The organism is Natronorubrum halalkaliphilum (assembly GCF_009834785.1).
Taxonomy (GTDB): domain Archaea; phylum Halobacteriota; class Halobacteria; order Halobacteriales; family Natrialbaceae; genus Natronorubrum; species Natronorubrum halalkaliphilum.
Genome location: NZ_WUYX01000029.1, coordinates 152594 through 171927 on the forward strand (window position 1 = coordinate 152594; position 19334 = coordinate 171927).

Here is a 19334-nt window from a genome sequence, read left to right on the forward strand (position 1 = left end):
TCGATGATGATCGGCGCGGACGAGGACACGGAGTTGGTCGACTGGCAGAAAACGACCGACGACGGGGTCTCGGTGTACGTGCTCGAGTACAGCGGCCCGGTATCGGCACCGACGGGCCGGCCGCGGACGCTGTTCGGTGCTAGCAGCGGCGGCACGGTTCCCGCCGCCGAGCAGACGATTCGGTTGCCCGACGGCGAGGCGGTGTCCGCGACCGACGTGACCTTCGAGGCCGGGGGGACCACCCTCCGCGTTCGCTGCGAGAAGCCGTCGTTGCTGGCTCGGATCGCGCGATTCCTCCCGTGGTGGACTCGAGCGTGAGCGGGCAGTGAGGTTGGTATCGAATCGAGACGCGGAATAGATACTCGTATCCAGCCCGATCCCCAACGGGACCGGTATGGACGACCAACCGGAGATCCTGCTGACGAACGACGACGGGATCGACGCCCCGGGCATTCGGGCGCTGTACGACGCGCTGTCCGCGGTCGCCTCCGTCACCGTGATCGCACCCGACCGCAATCAGAGCGCGGTCGGCCGGTCGTTGTCGTACGGCCGGACCAGTTCCGATACCGACGACGGACTGTCGACGAGCATGGCCGACGGCATGTTCACCTCGCCCGTGCCCCACGTCGACCACGAGATCGGCTACGCCGTCGACGGAACCCCCTGTGACTGTGCCATCGTCGGGGTCAACGCCCTCGACCCGGAACCCGACCTCGTCATCTCGGGCTGTAACGAAGGGGCGAACCTCGGTGCCTACGTCTTCTCGCGTTCCGGAACCGTCAGCGCCGCCATGGAGGCCGCGTTCCTCGACACGCCGTCGATCGCCATCTCGATGGACACGCTCGGCCTCGAGGGCGACCTCGAACCCGCACAGTTCGAGCGGGCCGGCGAGATCGCCGCAACGCTCGCGACCGGCGTCCCCGGAACGGGCCTGTTCGATCGCGTCGACTACCTGAACGTCAACGTTCCGCGGCCCGACCTGGAGCCGAACGGGTTCGAGCTGACCCGTCCGACCGAGGTCTACGAGATGGACGCCACCTTCGAGAACGGCCAGTTCCAGCTGACAAACCGGCTCTGGCAGCAGATGGCGAATCGAGATATTCCCGACCCCGAGGATACGGATCGACACGCCCTGCTCGAGGGGACGGTTTCGGTCTCGCCGATGACGGTCCCCTACGACGTCGTGGAGACGGAGCCGGTTCGGAACATCCTCGAGGAGATTCTATAGGGGACGTGCGAACGGCGGACGGGCGGATAGACGGCGTTCGATCCCGATGCGCTCGACCGAAAACACGCCCATTTTACACTCGCGTCGCGAACTATCGCTATGGAGTGTCGCCACTGTGCATCGCCGCTCGAGAAACCCGGTGACTACTGTCTGGTCTGCCGGGAGGCAAACACCGCGGCGATCGTCCTCGAGGCCGAGCGCGAGCGAGCGACGCTGACGATGCTTGCAGGAGACGGCGACGAGGACACGGCGACGGCGACCGAACGTGACGATCCGGTACTGGGTGAGACGATCATCACCACGACGCCCGAAGACGGTGAGAACGAGGTCGTCGAACTGCGGAACTTCGCGGGGCTGATCGGCGACGAGATCCGACGAAAACGGCCCGAAGAGGTCTACGCGGGCGGAGAACGGCCGGTGATCCGAGCCGTTCGAGAGGACATTCACCACCCGTTCTACCGCGTCGACGACACCGATCCCGTCGAGGCGGTCCTCGAGCGCCGCGGGAAACGCGCACTCGACGTCGTCGAGACGCCCCCGGCGGAGAAGATCGGCGGCAGTCATACCACGCTCATCGGCGGCCGCACGGGAATGCGAGCGATCCACACCGTCGCGGACCATCCCCACGTAAAGAAGGTCATTCCGGGCCCCATCGACGCCGGCGGGAAAGGGTCCCAGTCGGGGCTTCGAGCGAAGGTCACTCGCGCCGACGACGGCGGCAACGTTCGGATGCTCATCCGAGACGGCTCGAGCGTCCAGGAGAACCGCGTCGTGACGACCGCTCGAGACCGAGAGATGGGCGAGCGGATTCGGGACGATCTGAACGACGTGCTGGCCGACGCCGAGTTTCGGTGAGTTCGGTGGTGACCGGCGTTTCGACGCCGACGCGGATTGCCATCGGGAAAACAGTGTTAGTACCCGATGGAAGTGACACTGCCTGCTGGTTCTCAGCCCCTTATCCGGCCGGAGGTAATGAGATATAATTAGCCATGCTCGAGCGACCCGATGCCGTCCTGGCTGCGATTCCGTTGCTCGCGTTCAGCGGGCTCGTGCTCCGAACGGCCATCGCGGCGACGGGTATCGGTACGGGACTGCTGGCTGCCCCGCTGGCTCCCGTCGGTTACCTCGCCGCCCTCGCGTTGGTCTTTCGAGAGCTACTCACGGGACCGGTTGCAAAGCAGACGGCCGACGAGTGATACGGATCGTTGTAGCGTGTTACCGGTGATCACTTAAACGGGGAAACGACCACCGGTAACGAACTACACCGGTCCGTATGGGCACGGGGAACGCCCCCTTCGACACCCGCCGTAACTCAACAGGTTTAAGAATCCGCTGGCGATACCTAGCCTTACTATGGCCGATAACGGAATCGTCGGTAGCGCAGGCCGCTTTGGCGCACGCTACGGTCGCGTTGCTCGACGTCGCGTCAGTGATATTGAAGACGATATGCAAAACTCCCAGGTCGACGGCGACGATGTCACGCGCATCGGAACCGGCATCTGGAAGAACGAAGAAACCGGTGAGGTCTTCACCGGCGGTGCCTACCGTCCGGAGACGCCCGCCGGCCGAACCGTCAAGCGCTCGATCCGCGCCGCACTCGCCGAAGACGACGAATAACGACACGACACTGATTCAGTATGAGTTACAAATGCTCCCGCTGTAAACGCGACGTCCAGATCGACGAATACGGCGGCGTCCGCTGTCCCTATTGCGGCCACCGCGTGCTCCTGAAAGAGCGCAGCCGCGACGTCAAAGAAGTCGGCGTTCAGTAACGGCCGACCGTGTTTTCTCACGACGCAACGCTCGAGTTCGAGTACGAGACGCCGTCTCGCGCGCGACTCGTCGCCGAGAGCGTCAGCCGCGAAATCGGCGAAATCGACGACGCTCGTTCGCAGACGACGATCGAGACCGCCGACGAGAGCGGAGAATCGACGGTCCGTATCGAGATCGTCGCCGCAGACGTCATCGCCCTGCGAGCCGCGCTCAACACCTGGTTCACCCTCGTCGATGTCGCCGAACGAACGGCGGATATCGGCGAGGCAGCATTCGAAGCCAACTGATCGCCGAGACGGCACTCGAGTCCAACTGATCGTCGGTCACCAGTCACCGGTCACAGCCGCGATCGCGAACGTGAACTCGAGGGCGGGCGATCGAAAGCGGTCCGCTGTGTCGCAGTCGCAGGTTTCCGATTTTTACTCGCCGTCGTGGTCGATGCCGTATGGCGTCAACTGCCAGCCTGCGACGTCGGCTGTTGCTCTCCGGTGGAACGATCGGCTTCGGGTTCGGCGCGGTCATCGATACCGTGATTTTCCACCTGATTCTCCAGACGCATCACCTGCTCTCGGGGTTCTACGATCCGTACAGCCTCGACGGCTATCGGACGAACGTCATGTTCGACGGACTGTTTCTGCTCGCTATGCTCACGGTGATGGGTGTCGGCTTCGGACTCCTCTGGCGAATCGTCAACGGAACGGACTGGCGGTTCTCGACGACGTACCTCGTCGGTTCGATCGTCGTCGGTATGGGCGTGTTCAACGTCGTCGACGGCGTCGTCAGTCACTACGTGCTCGATCTACACAACGTCGTCCACGGGACCGAGGCGTGGAACCCGCACTGGCTCGTCGTGAGCGTCCTCATACTCGTACTCGGTCTGTGGATCCTCCGGAGAGCTGACGGCCACACGGTTGCCTGACCCGCCCTCGCGACGCTCACTCGAACGCGAGCGGCATCGGGAGCGTCACCGAATCGGGCTGGAAAAACGCAGTTTCGTACCCTTCGTGACGCGCCACCTGTGGCGTCGTCTCGAGGCCGATCGCGAGTTCGTCCGCGCGCACGAGGGCTACGGGATCGACGCGCGTTCTGTAGTGGTGGCCGGTCCGAGAATCGATCGTCTCCCGGAGCGGCCCGCTGGCAAGTCGATCGCCGTTTTGCGAGAGTTCGATGATCAAAGACGCGAACGGAAGCGTGTACTGGTTGTACGCCGTTCGCGCCGTTACCGCGAGCGCGGCGGTATCCGCGTCGGTTCGATCCTCGTCTTCGACTACCGCAGCGATGTAGGTGATATCGTCGCTCGTCTCGGATCCGACTCGAGTCGCGTCGTCGAAGCCGAACGGGGACGCAGCGTGTTCGTCACGATCAGCGTCGCTCTCACCGTCGGAATCGTCCTGTTGCTGCTCATCGCTTGGTTCGTGGTCGTGGCCGTGATCGCCACCGGCGTGATCCCTCATCGGCTCGAGCGCACCGGGCTCGCCGCGACCCTCGTCTTCGTCGATCAATCGGCGCTCGATGGCGTCGATTTCGGCGGCCTCGTACTCGAACTCGAACTCGAATTCGAGGGCGTCGTCGACGCTCGTCGACCGTTCGAGTTCGTCGGAAAGCGGGCCGATTACGTCGGCGTTCGTCGGCCCGACCTGAACCGTCGCCGTGTAGGTGCCGTCGCCGTCGAGCGCCACGTTGTCGCCGTAGTGTGGACCCATGCGCTGGGAGAGCATCGGCCAGAGACTTCGTCGATCGATCGGATCGCGGTCGGCCGCGCCGTTACGTCCGTCGCTCGCTTCAGCCGTCCCCCCGCGCCGGATGCTCGTGGTCACCGGTGCGGGAACGATCGCGCCCGCCTCGGAATCCCGAACGTCTACCATCAGGTGGACCGCGTGTCGCGAGCGGACGTCGGCCCGGCTTCGCTCGGCGTCGGTGACCGGCCAGAACGAGTGCGGCCGGGTCGCCATGAGCGAAATCTTTCGGCCCGCCGCGGTCGCGGTTCCGTAGGTCACCATCCCGTCCGCGTGTGGCGGGACGTAGATCCCCTCGGGGGGATCGGCGACGAGTTCGCGCCAGGCGTCCTCTCGGCGAAGTGTCTCGAGGCAGCCCGAAGCGAGCGCTGCCGCCAGACAGCTACCAGCGGCGATCGCTTCGCGCCGTTGCATCACGCGTCCCACACTGTCACGGCGGATAGCTGTGGGGGCTGACTGCGCTGGGACCGGACCACTTCGAACGCGATTCGACGGGTGACACCATCAGAACCGCACGAGCACAGCAACCTGACGGATGAGCGCATCGGTACCCGCTGATGGAAGTCAAAGCTTGGCTTTATCAGTCCGGAGGGCGAGAGTCGAGATATGCAAGGTAATTTGCCGCCGGAAGCACAAGAGAAAATCGAACAGCTTCAGGACCTTCAGGAGACCGCACAGCAGGTCGCCGTCCAGAAACAGGAAGCCGAGTCGAGCCTTACCGAAGCCGAAAACGCCCTCGACGAACTCGAGAACATCGACTCCGGCACCGGCATGTACCGGAAGGTCGGCGAACTCCTCGTCGAAACCGAATACGACCGGGCCGAAGAGGAACTCGAGGACAAGGTCGACTCCCTCGAGATTCGTCTCGAGACCCTCGAGAAGCAGGAAGACCGCGTTCAGGAGCAGTTCGAGGATCTGCAGGGCGAACTCGAAGAGATGCTCGGCGGTGCAGGCGGCGGTATGGGCGGTCCAGCCGGCCCAGGCGGCCCAGGCGCAGGCGGCGCATAAATGGCAACTGGCGAGCCGACGGACGACGAAGTCGTCCAGACGGCATCGGATGCCGCGGAAGGCCTGATCTTCGCGCGGTACAAACAGTCGGACGTGCGCGACTGTGACGTCACCGTCACCTTCGAGGACGGAACCCTCGAGGTCGACGTCTATCTCAACGCACCCGACATCGACAGCGAGGACGACCCGGACCCCGAACAGGTCGCTGACGACGCCGCGCTCGCTGCGCGGGAAGCCGTCGATGAACTGTTCGAGGCGTAGGCCGTAGGCCAACGGTTTCGTTTCCGCTTCTCACTTCTCGATAGCGGCGTAGCCGTCGCCGAGCGCTGAGCACTGGTCGACGGGTGTGACACGATCCGCGTTTGTACTGGATCGCGAGTCCAGACAGTTCAGGCCGTTGTACTATCCACAACTCCTTTGTGTCCGGGCCTCGAGTCTCGATTCGAGACCGATGGAGACCAGTTCCTTCTACTGAACCGGGTGTCTTCCCGTCGTACTGGCGCGGTGTGACCAGTCGCGACGCGAGTATCCGGTTCGTGTTCACTCCGTAGCCCTGGCTCCGCAACTCTGCGAGTCAGGCCCAGTATCGGCTTCAACAGATATGAGAGCAACACAGCCACCACCCCAATGTCACGAACCAACCGACGCACAGTCGTTGCGAAGCGATCGACGACCACCCCCATCGAAACCGACGAAATCCGGGCGCTCGTCCGCGCGGCCGGCGACGACGTCGTCGCCGACCTAACGCAGGCCGAATCCGAAGACGCTGGCACGTACTTCGGCCGCGGCAAAGTCCGCGAACTCGCGGAAATCGTCGCGACCCGCGACGCGCGGCGCGTCGTCGTCGACGGCGAACTCACGCCGAGTCAGCACCGCGCACTCGAGTCCAGGCTTCCCGACGAAACGATCGTTCTCGACCGATACCGGCTCGTGCTCGACATTTTCGAGGCCCAGGCCGGCACCCGGCGCGCACAGCTACAGGTCGAACTGGCACAGCTTCGATACGACCTGCCGCGGCTGATCGAGTCCGCGGACGAGGGGGCGCTCAACAAACAAACGGAAAAAGGGTCGCCCGTCTACGACGTTCGCGACCGCATCGACCGCCTCGAGCGCAAACTCGCGGACCTGCCGGAGCCGGCCGACCAGTTCCGCGAGCGTCGCCGCGAGGAGGGGTTCGATCTCGTTACCATCGCGGGCTACACGAACGCCGGAAAATCGACGCTGTTGCACCGGCTCGCCGACGAACTCTCACTCGAGCAGTCGGAAGCCGCCGAAAGCGAACCGGCGGAGGGATCGAACAAGAACGCCACTGCAACAGTCGCGGATCGGCTGTTCGAAACCCTCGAGACGACGACTCGACGAGCGACGATCGACGGGCGACCGACCCTCGCCACGGACACGGTCGGGTTCGTCGACGACCTACCCCACGATCTCGTCGAGTCGTTCAGTTCGACGCTGTCGGAGGCCGCCGCCTCGGACGTCGTCGTGCTCGTCGTCGACGCGAGCGATCCGCCCGCGCGGTTTCGCGAGCGGCTCGAGACGTCGCTCGAGGTCCTCGCGGCACAGGACGTCGACGATGATCGGATCGTGGCGGCGCTGAACAAGGTCGACCGGCTCTCGACGGCCGACCGAGCGCGCCGTCGCGAGATTGCGACGGCGGAGCTCCCCGAACCGGCAGCCGAACCGATCCCAGTAAGCGTCCTCGAGGGAGCGAACCTCGGGACGCTTCGGGCGGCGATCCGCGACGAACTGCCCGAGGAGCGGGCGACGCTGCGAATGCCGAACGGCGACGACGCGATGGCGGTCGTCTCGAGAGCTTACGATCGGACGACCGTGGAAACGGTCGAGTACGACGGGGTCGACGTCGTTCTCGAGTGTCGGGGTCGTCCGTCGGTACTCGACCGGCTTCGCGCTCGAGCAGCGGGCTGTAGTGATCCCTAGCCACGAACCGGGCAGAAGCCGAGGGCACCGTCCCGAAACCGAGATCGAATCCGAAAATCAGGACTCACCTCTTTGTAGCGGCCACACGACAGACCGGATGGACGATGAGTTGCGAGGCGAGACGGGACGCGAGTTCGAGTCGGCACACGAGACATGAGCCCTGAGAACGGCCCAAAGTCACCGTCGGAGCGCATCGTCGGCCTCGATGCGCTTCGGGGGGTCGCGATCCTCGGAATTCTGGTGATCAACATCTGGGTGTTCTCGATGCCCGAGGAGACCCTGTCCAATCCGACGATATACGGCGATTTCTCCGGGATGAACTACTGGGCGTGGTTCGTCGGCCACGTCTTCGCACAGCAGAAGTTTCTCACGCTGTTTACGATGCTGTTCGGCGGTGGCGTCGTACTGTTCACCCGTCACGGCACGAAGCGGGGCCGATCCGCGGTCGGCTTGTTCGTCCGGCGTTCCGGCTGGCTCGTCCTGTTCGGCCTCGCACACGCCTATCTCCTGTGGTATGGTGATATCCTCTTTGCGTACGGCGTCTGCGCGTTTGGCGTCGTCCTCCTCCGTGATCTCCCGGCGCGGACGCTGACGCTGTTCGGCGTCCTTCTGGTTGCCGTGCCCTCGAGCGTCGAGTTTTTCACGGGGCTGACCACGCACCCGGCGATGATTGCAGACGTGTGGCGACCGGCCGAATCAGCGGTGCGCGCCGAGGTCGAGACGTATCGCAGTGGCTGGCTCGAGCAAATGAGCCATCGGGCTCCGGCCGCGTTCCAGCGACAGACGTCGGGCTTTCTCGGATACACCGCCTGGCGCGTGAGCGGGTCCATGCTGCTCGGAATGGCGCTGTTCAAGTGGGGCGTCCTGTCGAATGATCGCTCGGCGACGTTCTACCGGAGGCTCGTCGTGATCGGGGCCGTTAGCGGGCTCGCCGCGATTCTCACCGGCGTCTGGTACATCCAGGCCAACGACTGGGGAGCCGAGGCGGCGTTGTTCTGGCGCCAGTTCAACTACTGGGGGAGTTTCCCCCTCGCCGGCGCGTACATCGGGATGGTAATGCTGTACTGCCGGTGGCGTCCCGATGGAGTCCTGACCCGTGCGCTGACCGCCGTCGGCCGGACCGCCTTCAGCAACTACATCCTGCAAACGGTGCTCGCGACGTCCATCTTCTACGGCCACGGACTCGGACTGTTCGGGCACGTGACTCGCGTCGAGGCGTTCGGAATCGTCGTGGCCATCTGGGCGATACAGATTCCCCTGTCGGTCCTCTGGCTGCGCTACTTTCGATTCGGGCCGATGGAGTGGCTCTGGCGCGTGCTCACGTACGGGCAACGCCAACCGCTCCGGATCGATCGAGTCGATGACTGATACGGATTGTTATAACTATTTACCGGTGAACCGAAGGGTGGTCGCGGTTGCGCCGGAACAGACTCCAGCACCCCATCACTGCATCGCCTTGACCCAGCCGGGAACCGACGCCATCCCCTCCTTGTCCTCCCAGCCGTTCTCGCGGAGGTAGCGCTCGAGCTCGGTGAACTCGAAGCCGAACCGGTCCTCGAGCGCGTCGATATCGGCGCCGTAGCCGACCTCGTTGAACCACTCGCACATGACGGTAAACTCCTCGCCGAAGGAGTCGTAGGCGTCCTCGATGGGGACGTGAACCGGCTCGACGTCCCGCCCGGTGACCTCGGAAAGGACCTCGGCCGTTTCCGCGAGCGTGAGTTCGTCGCCCGCGAGTTCGACGCGCTCGCCGACGAACTCGTCGGGATTTTCGAACGCGACCGCGGCGGCGCGGCCGACGTTCTCGACGTCGATCATCTGGAGGAAGACGCCCTCCTCGAGCGGGAGCGCGATCTGGCCGTCTTCGACGACGTCCTCGGCGAAGGCCTCGAAGTTCTGGAAGAAGAACACGGGCTGGAGGACGGTCATCGGGAGGTCCAGTTCCTGGGCGTACCGGTCGATCTCGTCGGCCGAATCGAAGTGGGGCACCCCCGTGTCGCGCTCGTGACTGCCGACGCCGCTGAAGACGAACTGGTCGACCCCCTCTTCGGCGGCGACGTCGGCGATGTTCTTGCCCTGCTGAACTTGCTGGTCGTAGCCTTCCGTCCAGAAGTTGGTGACGGTGAAGACGGCGTCAGCCTCCGCGACGTGGGGTCGCAGCGACTCCTCGTCGTTCAAATCCCCTTCGACCGTCGTCACGCCCTGATCGGCCAGTTCCTGGGCGCGGTCGCCCGAGGCGTCGCGAGTCAGACCGTAGACGTCGAACTCCGTTTCGGACTCGAGCAGGTGTTCGACGACCGATCCGCCCTGATTGCCGGTCGCACCGGTGACGAGGACGCTGGTTGCCATGTTAGTTCACCTCTCCGGCGGTTACGTGGGCGGTCGAAAACGATACGGTCGCAATCGGAACACTGTTCGTAGCTGGTTTCATTACGTTATCTGATTCGGTTCCGAACCCACATATACTCTTGGCGACAGGAATGATACTAGCTTACATCGATGTCACTGATAGTTTTCTGAAGGACACCCCGTGGTACACGATTGCGGGACGATATCTGACCGAGAGCTGTCGAACGGAGGACGATGATTCAGTTCTGATATGGATGCATCGGTACTGGTCGGGGGCAATTTGAGGGAGAGAAAACAGCCGACTGACCGATTCGAACCAAGACGAAGCGTCTACGATTCGCAGATTGCAAGAAAGTTCTCGAAGATCTCTTCGCCTTCCTCGGTGTGAGCGACCTCGGGATGCCACTGGACGCCGTAGAGGTCGCGGTCGGTATCGCTCATCGCTTCGACGCCGCAGACGTCGCTCTGTGCGGTCAGTTCGAACCCGTCGGGAAGCTCTTTGACTTCGTCAGCGTGACTCGCCCAGACGCGGGTTTCAGGGTGCAAAGAGCCCGTAAGGGGATCCTCGTCGTCGACAATTTCGACGTTGACGTCGGCGTAGCCGCCGTACTCACCGCCGCCGACGCGGCCGCCCAGTTCCTCGGCGATCAGTTGCATACCCAGACAGATCCCGAGGACGGGAACATCACCCTCGAGGTACTCCGCCGAGCGGCCGATGCGGTCCATATCCGGGCCGCCGGAGAGCACGACGCCATCTGCGTCGACCGCTTCGGGCGATGTTTCGTTGTCGATCAACTCGGTATCGACGCCGAGGTCGCGAAGGGCTCGGCGCTCCAGATGGGTGAACTGTCCGTGATTGTCCACCACGACGATCTTCGTCATTGAGTGGCCCTAGCCAGTCACTCGGTAAAAACGGTCCGGAAACCGTTCTCGAGTCGCGTCGGTCAGAAGTGAACTCGATTAGCGACGGCGTTCTGACCGTGAGTTCGGATACATCATCACAATATATACTGCTATTTACGCCTGTTTGTAATCCTTATTAGCCGATACCACCAAATACTCCGGTACCGATCGCCAGAATACCAGAACATTCATGCATGGGTGCGATGTAGGTTCGAGTATGTCCCTCGAGACCGAATCGGTCGGGAATGGGTCGGCTGACGACGGCGAGATCGTCGCGGCGATCGACGAGGCGGACGGGCGTCCGCAGCTCGTTATCGCCGATATCGCCCGGGACGACGTCTGGCTGTCGATCTCCGAGCGAGACGCAGTTTCGCTCGAAACCTGGCGATAACGTCAGTAGCGGGGATTTCGAGTGAGCGGGTCGAAAACCCTCAGCTGGATCGCCGAGTTTCGGGTTTCAGGTTTCGAGTTTTGTGTTCCGTGTTCCGTGTTCCCTGTTCCAAGTTTCGGATCTCAATCCCGAACTTCCGGTCCGTTCCTCAATTTCGTCCCCTCGTTCTCCAGCCCCTGGTTCCGGTACGTTTATACGCCAGTCACCGGACGATACCGGTATGGCAGTCGATCTCAGCGAGTTCGAGCATCCGTCGTGGATCACTGCGGCCGGAACAGGTATCGGCTATCTGCTGATCCTCGCCGTGCTGACAGTAGCCCTGTTTATCGTGCCGTGGTTGATTTTCGCAGCGCTGTAGGAATCCCGGCCCGGTGGGTGTTTTCTTCGGATGACCTCAGTAACAACTGAACTTGTTCGTACACTGCTGGCCAACTCGTCCGGCGATCGAGCGTGCAGTGACGATCGGTGGCTACTATACCGAAATGCGCGCTTCGCTCGAGGCATCTGCCGGTGAGCAGTTCGGTCGGGGACGGTTGCGGTCCAACTCAAAATGGTGGCTCTGGCGTTCGCTCTTGCAGCGAAACGAACAGGGAAAACGGAAAACCGAGTTAGGCGAAGGTCTTCGAGACGTCCTCGGTCTCGTCCGAATCGGCCTGGACCTTGTCCCAGGCGTTGCGGAAGTCCTCCATCCGAATTTCGGTTCGGTCGTCCCGGATCGCGAACATCCCGGCTTCGGTACAGACTGCCTTGACGTCGGCACCGGAGGCCTCTTCGGCCTCTTCGGCTAGTTCCGCGAAGTCGACGTCGTCCGCGACGTTCATTCCGCGAGTGTGGATCTCGAAGATGATCTCGCGGCCTTCGGCGTTCGGCTTTGGCACCTCGATGAGGCGGTCGAACCGGCCGGGTCGGAGAATGGCGCGGTCGAGCATGTCGAAGCGGTTGGTCGCGGCGATGATGCGGATCTCACCGCGCTCCTCGAAGCCGTCCATCTCCGAAAGCAACTGCATCATCGTCCGCTGGACCTCGGCGTCGCCGGAGGTTTTGGACTCCGTTCGCTTGGCGGCGATGGCGTCGATCTCGTCAATGAAGATAACGGCGGGTTCGTGCTCGCGGGCGACCTTGAACAGGTCGCGAACGAGCTTCGCACCCTCGCCGATAAACTTGTGGACCAGTTCCGAGCCGGCCATCTTGATGAAGGTGGCGTCGGTCTGGTTGGCGACGGCTTTGGCGAGCATCGTCTTGCCGGTCCCCGGCGGACCGTACAGCAAGACGCCGCTCGGTGGGTCGATCCCGACATCGTCGAACATTTCGGGCTTCTCGAGGGGCATCTCGACCGTCTCGCGGACCTCTTGCATCTGCTCTTCGAGGCCGCCGATGTCCTCGTAGCTGACCTCGGGACTTTCGGTGACTTCCATCACGCGAGCGCGGACGTCCGTCTCGTTCGAGAGAGATTTGACGATAGAAAGCGAGTTGTTGACGGCGACCCGCGCGTCGGGGTCGAGGTCCTCACGGAGCTCGTCGGTGACCTCCGTCAGCGCTTCCTGATTGTTCCCGTGCTGTTTGATGATGACGCCTTCGTCCGTAATCTCCTGGACGGTGGCGACGAACAGCGGGGACTGTTTGAGTTTCTTGTTTTCGTGTGTGAGTCGCTCGAGTTTCTGCTGGTACTTGTTGTTCTCGGCGTTGGCATCGAGGAGTTTGTCACGCATCTCCTCGTTTTGCGCCTCGAGGATTTCCAGCCGTTCCTCGAGTGCCTGAATCTTCTCCTGTTGGGACGCCTCGTCCTCGTCGTATGGGAGGTCGACGTCGTCCACAGTGTCGCTCATCACCCGTCCTTTGGGTGTTGCTTCATAAGAGGCTTCGGGTAGGTGCACTCGACCACGAGTAATAACCCACAGACATTTTTTGAAACAGTAAATATTATCAGCCTGTATCTGGAAGGGGATGATGATGAGTGCTTCAGAGTCGTTACGACAAGAGACCGACCAGCAAGGGACGTGGGACGACGTCAGAGACCTGCCACCGAGTGCGAAACTCGTCGCGAAAGTCCTCGAGTACAACGAAACGATGACCCAACAGCAAATCGCCGACGAGACGCTGCTCCCATCGCGGACGGTCCGATACGCGCTGAACCGTCTCGATGAGGAGCACGTAGTCGACTCGCGGTTTTCCTTCTCTGACGCCCGCAAGCGGTTGTACAGTCTCGATATCGAATCCTAATCGTACGAGATCTGGTCTGCATTTCCCCTCTGTTCTCCTCTCGCACGTTCCGTCTTCGAGTGACTGCTCGGTAGATTTCAATCGGATCGGTCCGAGGGTCCGCTTCTCGGACGAACGCACAATGTAATGAAACAGCGGATACCCGTCCGAGACCGATGTTCGGGCGCCTGATACCGTTCCGATTTTACTTTCACGGCGGTCGCGGAACCCCTTTAGGGAGCGCTTGCGAAGAACGTGGCAATGACACGGATACTGCATACGGGCGATACCCACATCGGGTACCAGCAGTACAATTCGCCCGAGCGACGACAGGATTTCCTCGAGGCCTTTCGGGCGGTCGTCGAGGACGCGGTCGCCGCTGACGTCGACGCCGTCATCCATGCGGGAGACCTCTTTCACGATCGACGGCCCGGACTGGTCGATCTCCAGGGAACCGTCGAAATTCTCCGAACGCTCGCCGACGCCGACATTCCCTTTCTCGCCGTCGTCGGAAACCACGAGGGCAAACGCGACGCTCAATGGCTCGACCTCTTCGCCGACCTCGGGCTCGCGACGCGACTCGGTGCCGAGCCCGAACTGGTCGACGACGTGGCCGTCTACGGGCTGGACTTCGTTCCCCGGTCCAGACGGGACGATCTCGAGTACGACTTCGCCCCCGTTCCCGAGGCTGCCGACCACGCCACCCTCGTGAGCCACGGGCTGTTCGAGCCCTTCGCGCACGCCGACTGGGACACCGAGCGGATGCTCTCCGAATCGACGGTGGACTTCGACGCCGTCCTGCTCGGCGACAATCACAAACCCGACACCGCCGAGGTGCTCGACACGTGGGTCACCTACTGCGGTTCGACCGAACGGGCGAGCGCGAGCGAACGCGAGGATCGCGGCTACAATCTCGTGGAGTTCGAGACGGATGAGACGGACGAAACCGACCAGACCGGGTCGGTCGCCATCAGCCGTCGCGGCCTGACTGCCACCCGGGAGTTCGTCTTCGTCGACGCCGAACTCGAGGAGAGCGAGGGCATCGACCGCGTCCGGGAACGCGTTCGCCAACACGACCTCGAGGACGCGGTCGTCATCGTCACGATCGAAGGCGACGGCCGCCCGATCACGCCGGCGACGATCGAGGAGACAGCGATCGACCGCGGGGCGCTCATCGCTCGCGTCAACGACCGACGGGACCTCCCCGACGAGGCCGACGAGGTGACGGTGAGCTTCGCCGATCCCGACGCCGCGGTCCGCGAGCGCGTACGCGATCTGGGACTGAGCGACGCCGCACTCGACATCGACGAAACCGTTCGCAACGACGAACTGGTCGACTCGAACGTCCGCGAGACCGTCGAACGGCGCGTCCGGGAGTTGCTCGAGGAAGACGAATCCGCGTTCGAGCCCGCTCCGGAACGCGAGCCCACGGACGAGGACGTGACGACGGTCGCGGATCAGCTTTCCGAGAGCGACGAAACGGCGACAGTAGACGAGGACGCGGCAACGAAAGCGGACGACACGGACGACGACCCGATAGCAACAACTGACGCTGACGCCGAGGGGAACGATTTAGCGGACGCCGGAGAGGATGACCCGGCCGAACCCGACACCGAGAGCGACGATCCGGCCGACGCCGACACCGCTTCGCTGGGTGATTTCGCATGAGAGTCGACCGAATCCGCCTGCTGAACTTCAAGTGTTACGGCGAAGCCGACCTCGGTCTCCAGCGCGGCGTCACCGTCGTTCACGGCGTCAACGGCAGCGGGAAGTCGACGCTGCTCGAGGCCGTCTTCTTCGCGCTCTACGGGTCGAAGGCGCTCGACGATCGGACCCTCGACGACGTGATCACGACCGGCGAGGAAGAGGCGGAGATCGAACTGTGGTTCACCCACGACAACCGGGAGTACCACGTCGAACGCAACCTCAAACTCAGAGGCGACCGAGCGACGACCACGAAATGCGTCCTCGAGACGCCCACGGAGACGATCGAGGGTGCTCGAGACGTTCGCCAGGAGGTGACCGAGCTCCTGCGGATGGACGCCGAGGCGTTCGTCAACTGTGCCTACGTCCGCCAGGGCGAGGTCAACAAACTCATCCACGCCTCGCCGAGCGACCGTCAGGACATGATCGACGATCTGCTCCAGTTGGGGGCCCTCGAGGAGTACCGCGAGCGGGCGAGCAACGCCCGACTCGGGGTCAAAACAGTGCTCGACGGCCAACAGGAGGTTGTCGACGACCTCCGTAAACAGGTCGACCAGAAGGAGTCGAAAGACCTCCACGAGCGGCTGAACGGACTCGAGTCCCGCCAGGCCAACGTGAGCGAAGAGATCGACAACTACGAAGCCCAGCGCGAGCAGGCCCGGAACACGCTCGAGACGGCCGAAGACGTCCTCGACCGTCACAAGGAGACCCGCGAGGAGATCGAGACGCTCGAGGGCGAAATCGAGGCCCTGCGGTCGAAAATCTCCGAAACCGAACGCGATCGAGCGGAAGCGAAAAAGAACATCCGCGACCTCGAGCGCGAGCGAGACGATCTCGAGGACGAGCGCGAGGAGCGCCTGGCCGAAGTGGACCTCGATAGCGCCGAAGACGACGCGGTCGAGAGCCGCGTCGAGGAACTCGAGGCCCGCGACGAGGAACTCCGAGACGACCTGGAGGACGTCCGCGTCTCGATCACGGAGACCAACGGCGAAATCGAACGACTTCGCGACGAGGCCGACGATCTCGAGAGCCAGGCCGCGGCCGCTCGCGAACAGGCCGACGAACTCGAGGCAAAGATCGAAGCCGACGAAGGGGCGATCGAGGACCGCGAGGCGAAACTGGACGATCTCGAGAACCGAATTGATACTGCGCGCGAGCGGTTCGACGACGCTCCGATAGCGTTCGGCGATGCGGCCGACCGGATCGACTCGCTCGAGGCGGAGCGCGAGGAGGTAACCGACGAGATCGGCGACGTCACCGCCGAGATCAGGACCGTCGAGAACGCGATCGAGGAGGGAGAACGGCTGCTCGAGGAGGGCAAGTGTCCAGAATGTGGCCAGCCCGTCGAGGACTCGCCCCACGTTGACGTGTTAGACGACAAACGGGAGGCACTCGCCGACCTCGAGGCCCAACGGGACGACCTCGAGGACGAACGCGACGACCTCGACGAACGGATCGACCGCGCCGAGGAGCTTCGCGAGGCCGAGCGACGGGTCGACCGGCTTGAGGAGAACCGGGACAACATCGAGCAGTTGCTTGCGGAGAAACGCGAGACGCTCGCGGATCGACGCGACCAGCGCGATCGACTGCGCGAGGAGGCCGAGGAGTACGAGTCCGACGCCGAGGCGAAGCGAGCCGAAGCGGACGAGCTCGAGAGCGAGGTCGACGACGGCCGGTCCGAACTCGGCGCGATCAACACCGAGCGCGGCGAGATCAAAGCGACCCTCGAGTCCCTGCGCCGCGTCATCGAAATCGACGCCGAACGGGCGGAGCTCGAGGCTGAAATCGGGACCCTCCGCGAGCGCCGTCAGGACTGGCAGACGATGAACGACGAGCGCCGCGAAACCCTCTCGAGCAAGCGCGACCGAAAGCGCGACCTCGAGTCGGAGTTCGACGAGGAGCGGGTCGAAACCGCCCGAACGGACAAAGCGAACGCCGAGGACTACCTCGAGCGGGTCGACGAGAAACTCGCGGAGCTCGAGGAGCAGCGGACGAATCTGCAAAACGCAATCGGTGCCGCCGAACGGGAACTCGAGGAACTCGAGGAACTCCGGGACCGACTCGAGGCCGTCGAACGGCGCTGTGACCGACTCGAGTCCCTGTACAACGAAGCCGAGACGTTGCAGGGAACGTACGCAGATCTGCGGTCGGAACTGCGCCAGCAAAACGTCGAGACCCTCGAGCGACTGCTCAACGAGACGTTCGAACTGGTCTATCAGAACGACTCCTACGCCGCGATCGATCTCGACGGCGAGTACCGGCTCACCGTCTACCAGAAAGACGGCGAAGCGCTCGAGCCCGAGCAGCTCTCGGGCGGCGAACGCGCGCTGTTCAACCTCAGCCTGCGCTGTGCGATCTACCGGCTGCTTGCGGAGGGCGTCGAGGGATCGGCGCCGATGCCGCCGCTCATTCTCGACGAGCCGACGGTCTTCCTGGATTCGGGCCACGTAACTCAGCTGGTATCGCTGGTCGAATCTATGCGCGATCTGGGCGTCGAACAGATCGTGGTCGTCAGCCACGACGAGGAACTCGTCGGGGCGGCGGACTCGCTTGTCCGCGTGGAGAAGAATGCGACCTCGAACCGCTCGCAACTCGAGCACGGCGAACCGCCGGAGGCGGAGCTGCTCGCCTCCGATTGAGCGGGAGAAGCCATCGATCAAGACACCGTCGTTGTGGCGGCTGTTCTTACCGTAGTCGTTGTTGCTGTCGCCGTCGGTTCCGTCCTTGCCGTTGTCGCCGCTACGTCGTGTTTTCGCTCGGCTCGCTTACAGATTCGTCACCGATATCCGTTGCTGGTTCCGTGTCGGTCTCCGGTCGAATCGTTCGGAGTGCCGTTGTGCACTCGTCGGTGAGCCGGTAGCCACGCTCGCCGGCGACGTCGACCTCTTCGAGCAGATCGGCGGCCGACAGCACCGTAAGGCGGCCGTGGAGGTCAGTTTCACAGAAGTCGTAGGCGTCTAGTAGCGTTCGAATGTCGATCGGGCCCCGGTTTTCGAGTTCGAGCAGCAGTCCGAGGGTCGCCTCGTCGTGGACGTTCGTCAGCAGCGTTCGGACCGGCGTGCTGACGGTACGGGCGGCGGTCTCGAGCGCCGATTGCTCGTCGATGTCCTCGAGGCGGTCGTTCTGGACGTAACACTCGTTCCCGTTCTGTGGATCCCGTACGAGACTGGCGTGCTCGGATCGTTTGAGAAGCAGATACCGTTTGCCGGTGTCGTCTTGGACGGTTTTCATGATCGGTCGGTAGCGTCCGATACCTCGTGTTCGGAGACCTTACCTCAAGTAGTTTGGCCTGATCGCAATTATCGTCGGTCGGCAGCGGTGTCTGAATCAGTGTCGCCGTCAGCGTCATCATTGTGTCCGTGTTCGCCGGTTCCGTCGGTTGTACCGGCCTCGGCTGTTTCGTCGGCCCGGGCATCCGCCGAGGTGTCGTCGTCGGACGTCTGCTGAAAGTTCCTGTACCGGCGAAGCGCGAACCCGGCAAGAACCAATCCGACGGCGACGAGGTAGATCCCAAACGTCGCGCCCTCGAAAATCAAGAAGAGGACGCCGAGTGCAACGGCCAGCACGGCGGCATTGATCACGATGACCAGCGCCCAGAAGGTCTTGAGGAGTTCGCTGTCGACGTCGACCTCGTCGCTCGAGAACTCGGGAGTCGCGACCTTGTCAGCCTCGAATTCTGCTTTCAGATCCGAGCGGAGATCCGAGCCCGCATCCTCCGTCGATACCTTCGGAATGGTAATGGAGTCGCTGTCGGGATCCCTGTACTCCGCTTCCGGATCGTACTCCTCGGGTTCGTGCTCGGACCGGTCGGATACCACACGTCGATAGTCGGTAACTGAACCAAAAAGGGTTCGCGTTTCGGTTGGAGGGCGACGTATTCGAGCTGACCAACGGTCGGCTGTAGCCAACCGAGTTAGGCGAGTTCTTCGAGCGTGAACGTCTGGGAGGTTTCGACCCACGCGAGTGGGTTCTCCGCGTCGTAGAAGACGACACCGTCTTCGGTTTCGTAGGACTCGATCGTCTGGGTGCCCTCGGGTTCGCTACACGGCTCGATTGGGTCCGTCGTATCGTCGTTGACGTGGGTGGACACTTCGATCACCTA

General features: G+C 63.0%; 24 protein-coding genes. 17 read left to right on the forward strand and 7 right to left on the reverse strand.

Annotation, left to right across the window (positions count from 1 at the left end):
• The first annotated feature begins 6 nt into the window (after positions 1–6).
• The 8 genes from GS429_RS10025 to GS429_RS10060 all read left to right on the forward strand — a co-directional run bounded on the left by GS429_RS10025 (position 7) and on the right by GS429_RS10060 (position 3920).
• Positions 7–318, forward strand: a complete 312-nt coding sequence (locus GS429_RS10025; protein WP_160065126.1) for a hypothetical protein — start codon at positions 7–9, stop codon at positions 316–318.
• Positions 319–394: 76 nt separating this feature from the next.
• Positions 395–1228, forward strand: coding sequence for a 5'/3'-nucleotidase SurE (gene surE / locus GS429_RS10030; protein ID WP_160065128.1), 834 nt, complete (start codon positions 395–397; stop codon positions 1226–1228).
• Positions 1229–1327: 99 nt separating this feature from the next.
• Positions 1328–2083, forward strand: a complete 756-nt coding sequence (locus tag GS429_RS10035; protein WP_160065130.1) for a DUF2103 domain-containing protein — start codon at positions 1328–1330, stop codon at positions 2081–2083.
• Between the two features lie 134 nt (positions 2084–2217).
• Entirely contained in the window at positions 2218–2424 is a 207-nt protein-coding gene (locus GS429_RS10040; RefSeq protein WP_160065132.1) for a hypothetical protein, read from the forward strand.
• Between the two features lie 157 nt (positions 2425–2581).
• On the forward strand, positions 2582–2845 hold the full coding sequence (locus GS429_RS10045) for an eL43 family ribosomal protein (protein ID WP_160065134.1): 264 nt from the start codon (positions 2582–2584) through the stop codon (positions 2843–2845).
• A 20-nt stretch (positions 2846–2865) separates the two neighbouring features.
• On the forward strand, positions 2866–3000 hold the full coding sequence (locus GS429_RS10050) for a DNA-directed RNA polymerase subunit P (protein ID WP_006064440.1): 135 nt from the start codon (positions 2866–2868) through the stop codon (positions 2998–3000).
• A 9-nt stretch (positions 3001–3009) separates the two neighbouring features.
• The gene (locus GS429_RS10055) at positions 3010–3288 is read left to right on the forward strand and encodes a KEOPS complex subunit Pcc1 (RefSeq protein WP_328821331.1); all 279 of its coding nucleotides are present in this window, start codon (positions 3010–3012) and stop codon (positions 3286–3288) included.
• A 158-nt stretch (positions 3289–3446) separates the two neighbouring features.
• The gene (locus GS429_RS10060; protein ID WP_160065136.1) at positions 3447–3920 is read left to right on the forward strand and encodes a DUF2243 domain-containing protein; all 474 of its coding nucleotides are present in this window, start codon (positions 3447–3449) and stop codon (positions 3918–3920) included.
• Between the two features lie 16 nt (positions 3921–3936).
• Here the strand turns inward: GS429_RS10060 and GS429_RS10065 are convergent, their stop codons facing one another.
• Positions 3937–5151: an iron transporter gene (locus GS429_RS10065; RefSeq protein WP_160065138.1), complete on the reverse strand. Its 1215-nt coding sequence runs from the start codon at positions 5149–5151 to the stop codon at positions 3937–3939.
• A 192-nt stretch (positions 5152–5343) separates the two neighbouring features.
• On the opposite strand from GS429_RS10065, the gene GS429_RS10070 reads away from it, so the two are divergent.
• The 4 genes from GS429_RS10070 (at position 5344) to GS429_RS10085 (ending at position 9054) form a co-directional block, all read left to right on the forward strand.
• Positions 5344–5745, forward strand: coding sequence for a prefoldin subunit beta (locus GS429_RS10070; protein WP_160065140.1), 402 nt, complete (start codon positions 5344–5346; stop codon positions 5743–5745).
• Entirely contained in the window at positions 5746–6006 is a 261-nt protein-coding gene (locus GS429_RS10075; protein ID WP_160065142.1) for a DUF3194 domain-containing protein, read from the forward strand.
• Positions 6007–6372: 366 nt separating this feature from the next.
• Positions 6373–7686 (forward strand): GTPase HflX, encoded by a 1314-nt coding sequence (gene hflX, locus GS429_RS10080; protein ID WP_160065144.1) that lies wholly within the window; start codon positions 6373–6375, stop codon positions 7684–7686.
• Between the two features lie 153 nt (positions 7687–7839).
• Positions 7840–9054, forward strand: a complete 1215-nt coding sequence (locus GS429_RS10085) for a DUF418 domain-containing protein (RefSeq protein WP_160065146.1) — start codon at positions 7840–7842, stop codon at positions 9052–9054.
• Between the two features lie 75 nt (positions 9055–9129).
• Here the strand turns inward: GS429_RS10085 and GS429_RS10090 are convergent, their stop codons facing one another.
• Positions 9130–10035 (reverse strand): NmrA/HSCARG family protein, encoded by a 906-nt coding sequence (locus tag GS429_RS10090; RefSeq protein WP_160065148.1) that lies wholly within the window; start codon positions 10033–10035, stop codon positions 9130–9132.
• Between the two features lie 330 nt (positions 10036–10365).
• The gene (locus GS429_RS10095) at positions 10366–10917 is read right to left on the reverse strand and encodes a GMP synthase subunit A (protein ID WP_160065150.1); all 552 of its coding nucleotides are present in this window, start codon (positions 10915–10917) and stop codon (positions 10366–10368) included.
• 238 nt (positions 10918–11155) lie between these two features.
• On the opposite strand from GS429_RS10095, the gene GS429_RS21830 reads away from it, so the two are divergent.
• A complete protein-coding gene (locus GS429_RS21830) occupies positions 11156–11329 on the forward strand; it encodes a DUF7556 family protein (protein ID WP_201293996.1) in 174 nt (57 codons plus the stop codon).
• A 220-nt stretch (positions 11330–11549) separates the two neighbouring features.
• Positions 11550–11687 carry a hypothetical protein gene (locus tag GS429_RS21835; protein WP_201293997.1) on the forward strand — a complete coding sequence of 46 codons (138 nt, stop codon included), beginning with the start codon at positions 11550–11552 and terminating at the stop codon, positions 11685–11687.
• Between the two features lie 250 nt (positions 11688–11937).
• On the opposite strand, the gene pan1 is transcribed toward GS429_RS21835, so the two are convergent.
• Positions 11938–13155, reverse strand: coding sequence for a proteasome-activating nucleotidase Pan1 (gene pan1, locus GS429_RS10100; RefSeq protein WP_160065152.1), 1218 nt, complete (start codon positions 13153–13155; stop codon positions 11938–11940).
• A 124-nt stretch (positions 13156–13279) separates the two neighbouring features.
• On the opposite strand from pan1, the gene GS429_RS10105 reads away from it, so the two are divergent.
• From GS429_RS10105 to rad50, 3 genes are all read left to right on the forward strand, one after another.
• On the forward strand, positions 13280–13549 hold the full coding sequence (locus tag GS429_RS10105; RefSeq protein WP_160065154.1) for a MarR family transcriptional regulator: 270 nt from the start codon (positions 13280–13282) through the stop codon (positions 13547–13549).
• A 240-nt stretch (positions 13550–13789) separates the two neighbouring features.
• Positions 13790–15196 (forward strand): DNA double-strand break repair protein Mre11, encoded by a 1407-nt coding sequence (mre11, locus tag GS429_RS10110; protein WP_160065156.1) that lies wholly within the window; start codon positions 13790–13792, stop codon positions 15194–15196.
• Complete coding sequence (rad50, locus tag GS429_RS10115) at positions 15193–17871, forward strand: DNA double-strand break repair ATPase Rad50 (RefSeq protein ID WP_160065158.1); 2679 nt, start codon at positions 15193–15195, stop codon at positions 17869–17871. The genes mre11 and rad50 overlap by 4 nt, the downstream gene beginning before the upstream one ends.
• A gap of 100 nt (positions 17872–17971) precedes the next feature.
• On the opposite strand, the gene GS429_RS10120 is transcribed toward rad50, so the two are convergent.
• From GS429_RS10120 to GS429_RS10130, 3 genes are all read right to left on the reverse strand, one after another.
• Complete coding sequence (locus GS429_RS10120; protein ID WP_160065160.1) at positions 17972–18463, reverse strand: DUF7346 family protein; 492 nt, start codon at positions 18461–18463, stop codon at positions 17972–17974.
• Positions 18464–18531: 68 nt separating this feature from the next.
• Positions 18532–19050, reverse strand: coding sequence for a DUF7322 domain-containing protein (locus tag GS429_RS10125; RefSeq protein ID WP_328821332.1), 519 nt, complete (start codon positions 19048–19050; stop codon positions 18532–18534).
• A 95-nt stretch (positions 19051–19145) separates the two neighbouring features.
• A complete protein-coding gene (locus GS429_RS10130) occupies positions 19146–19331 on the reverse strand; it encodes a DUF7331 family protein (protein WP_328821333.1) in 186 nt (61 codons plus the stop codon).
• Positions 19332–19334 lie beyond the last annotated feature (3 nt).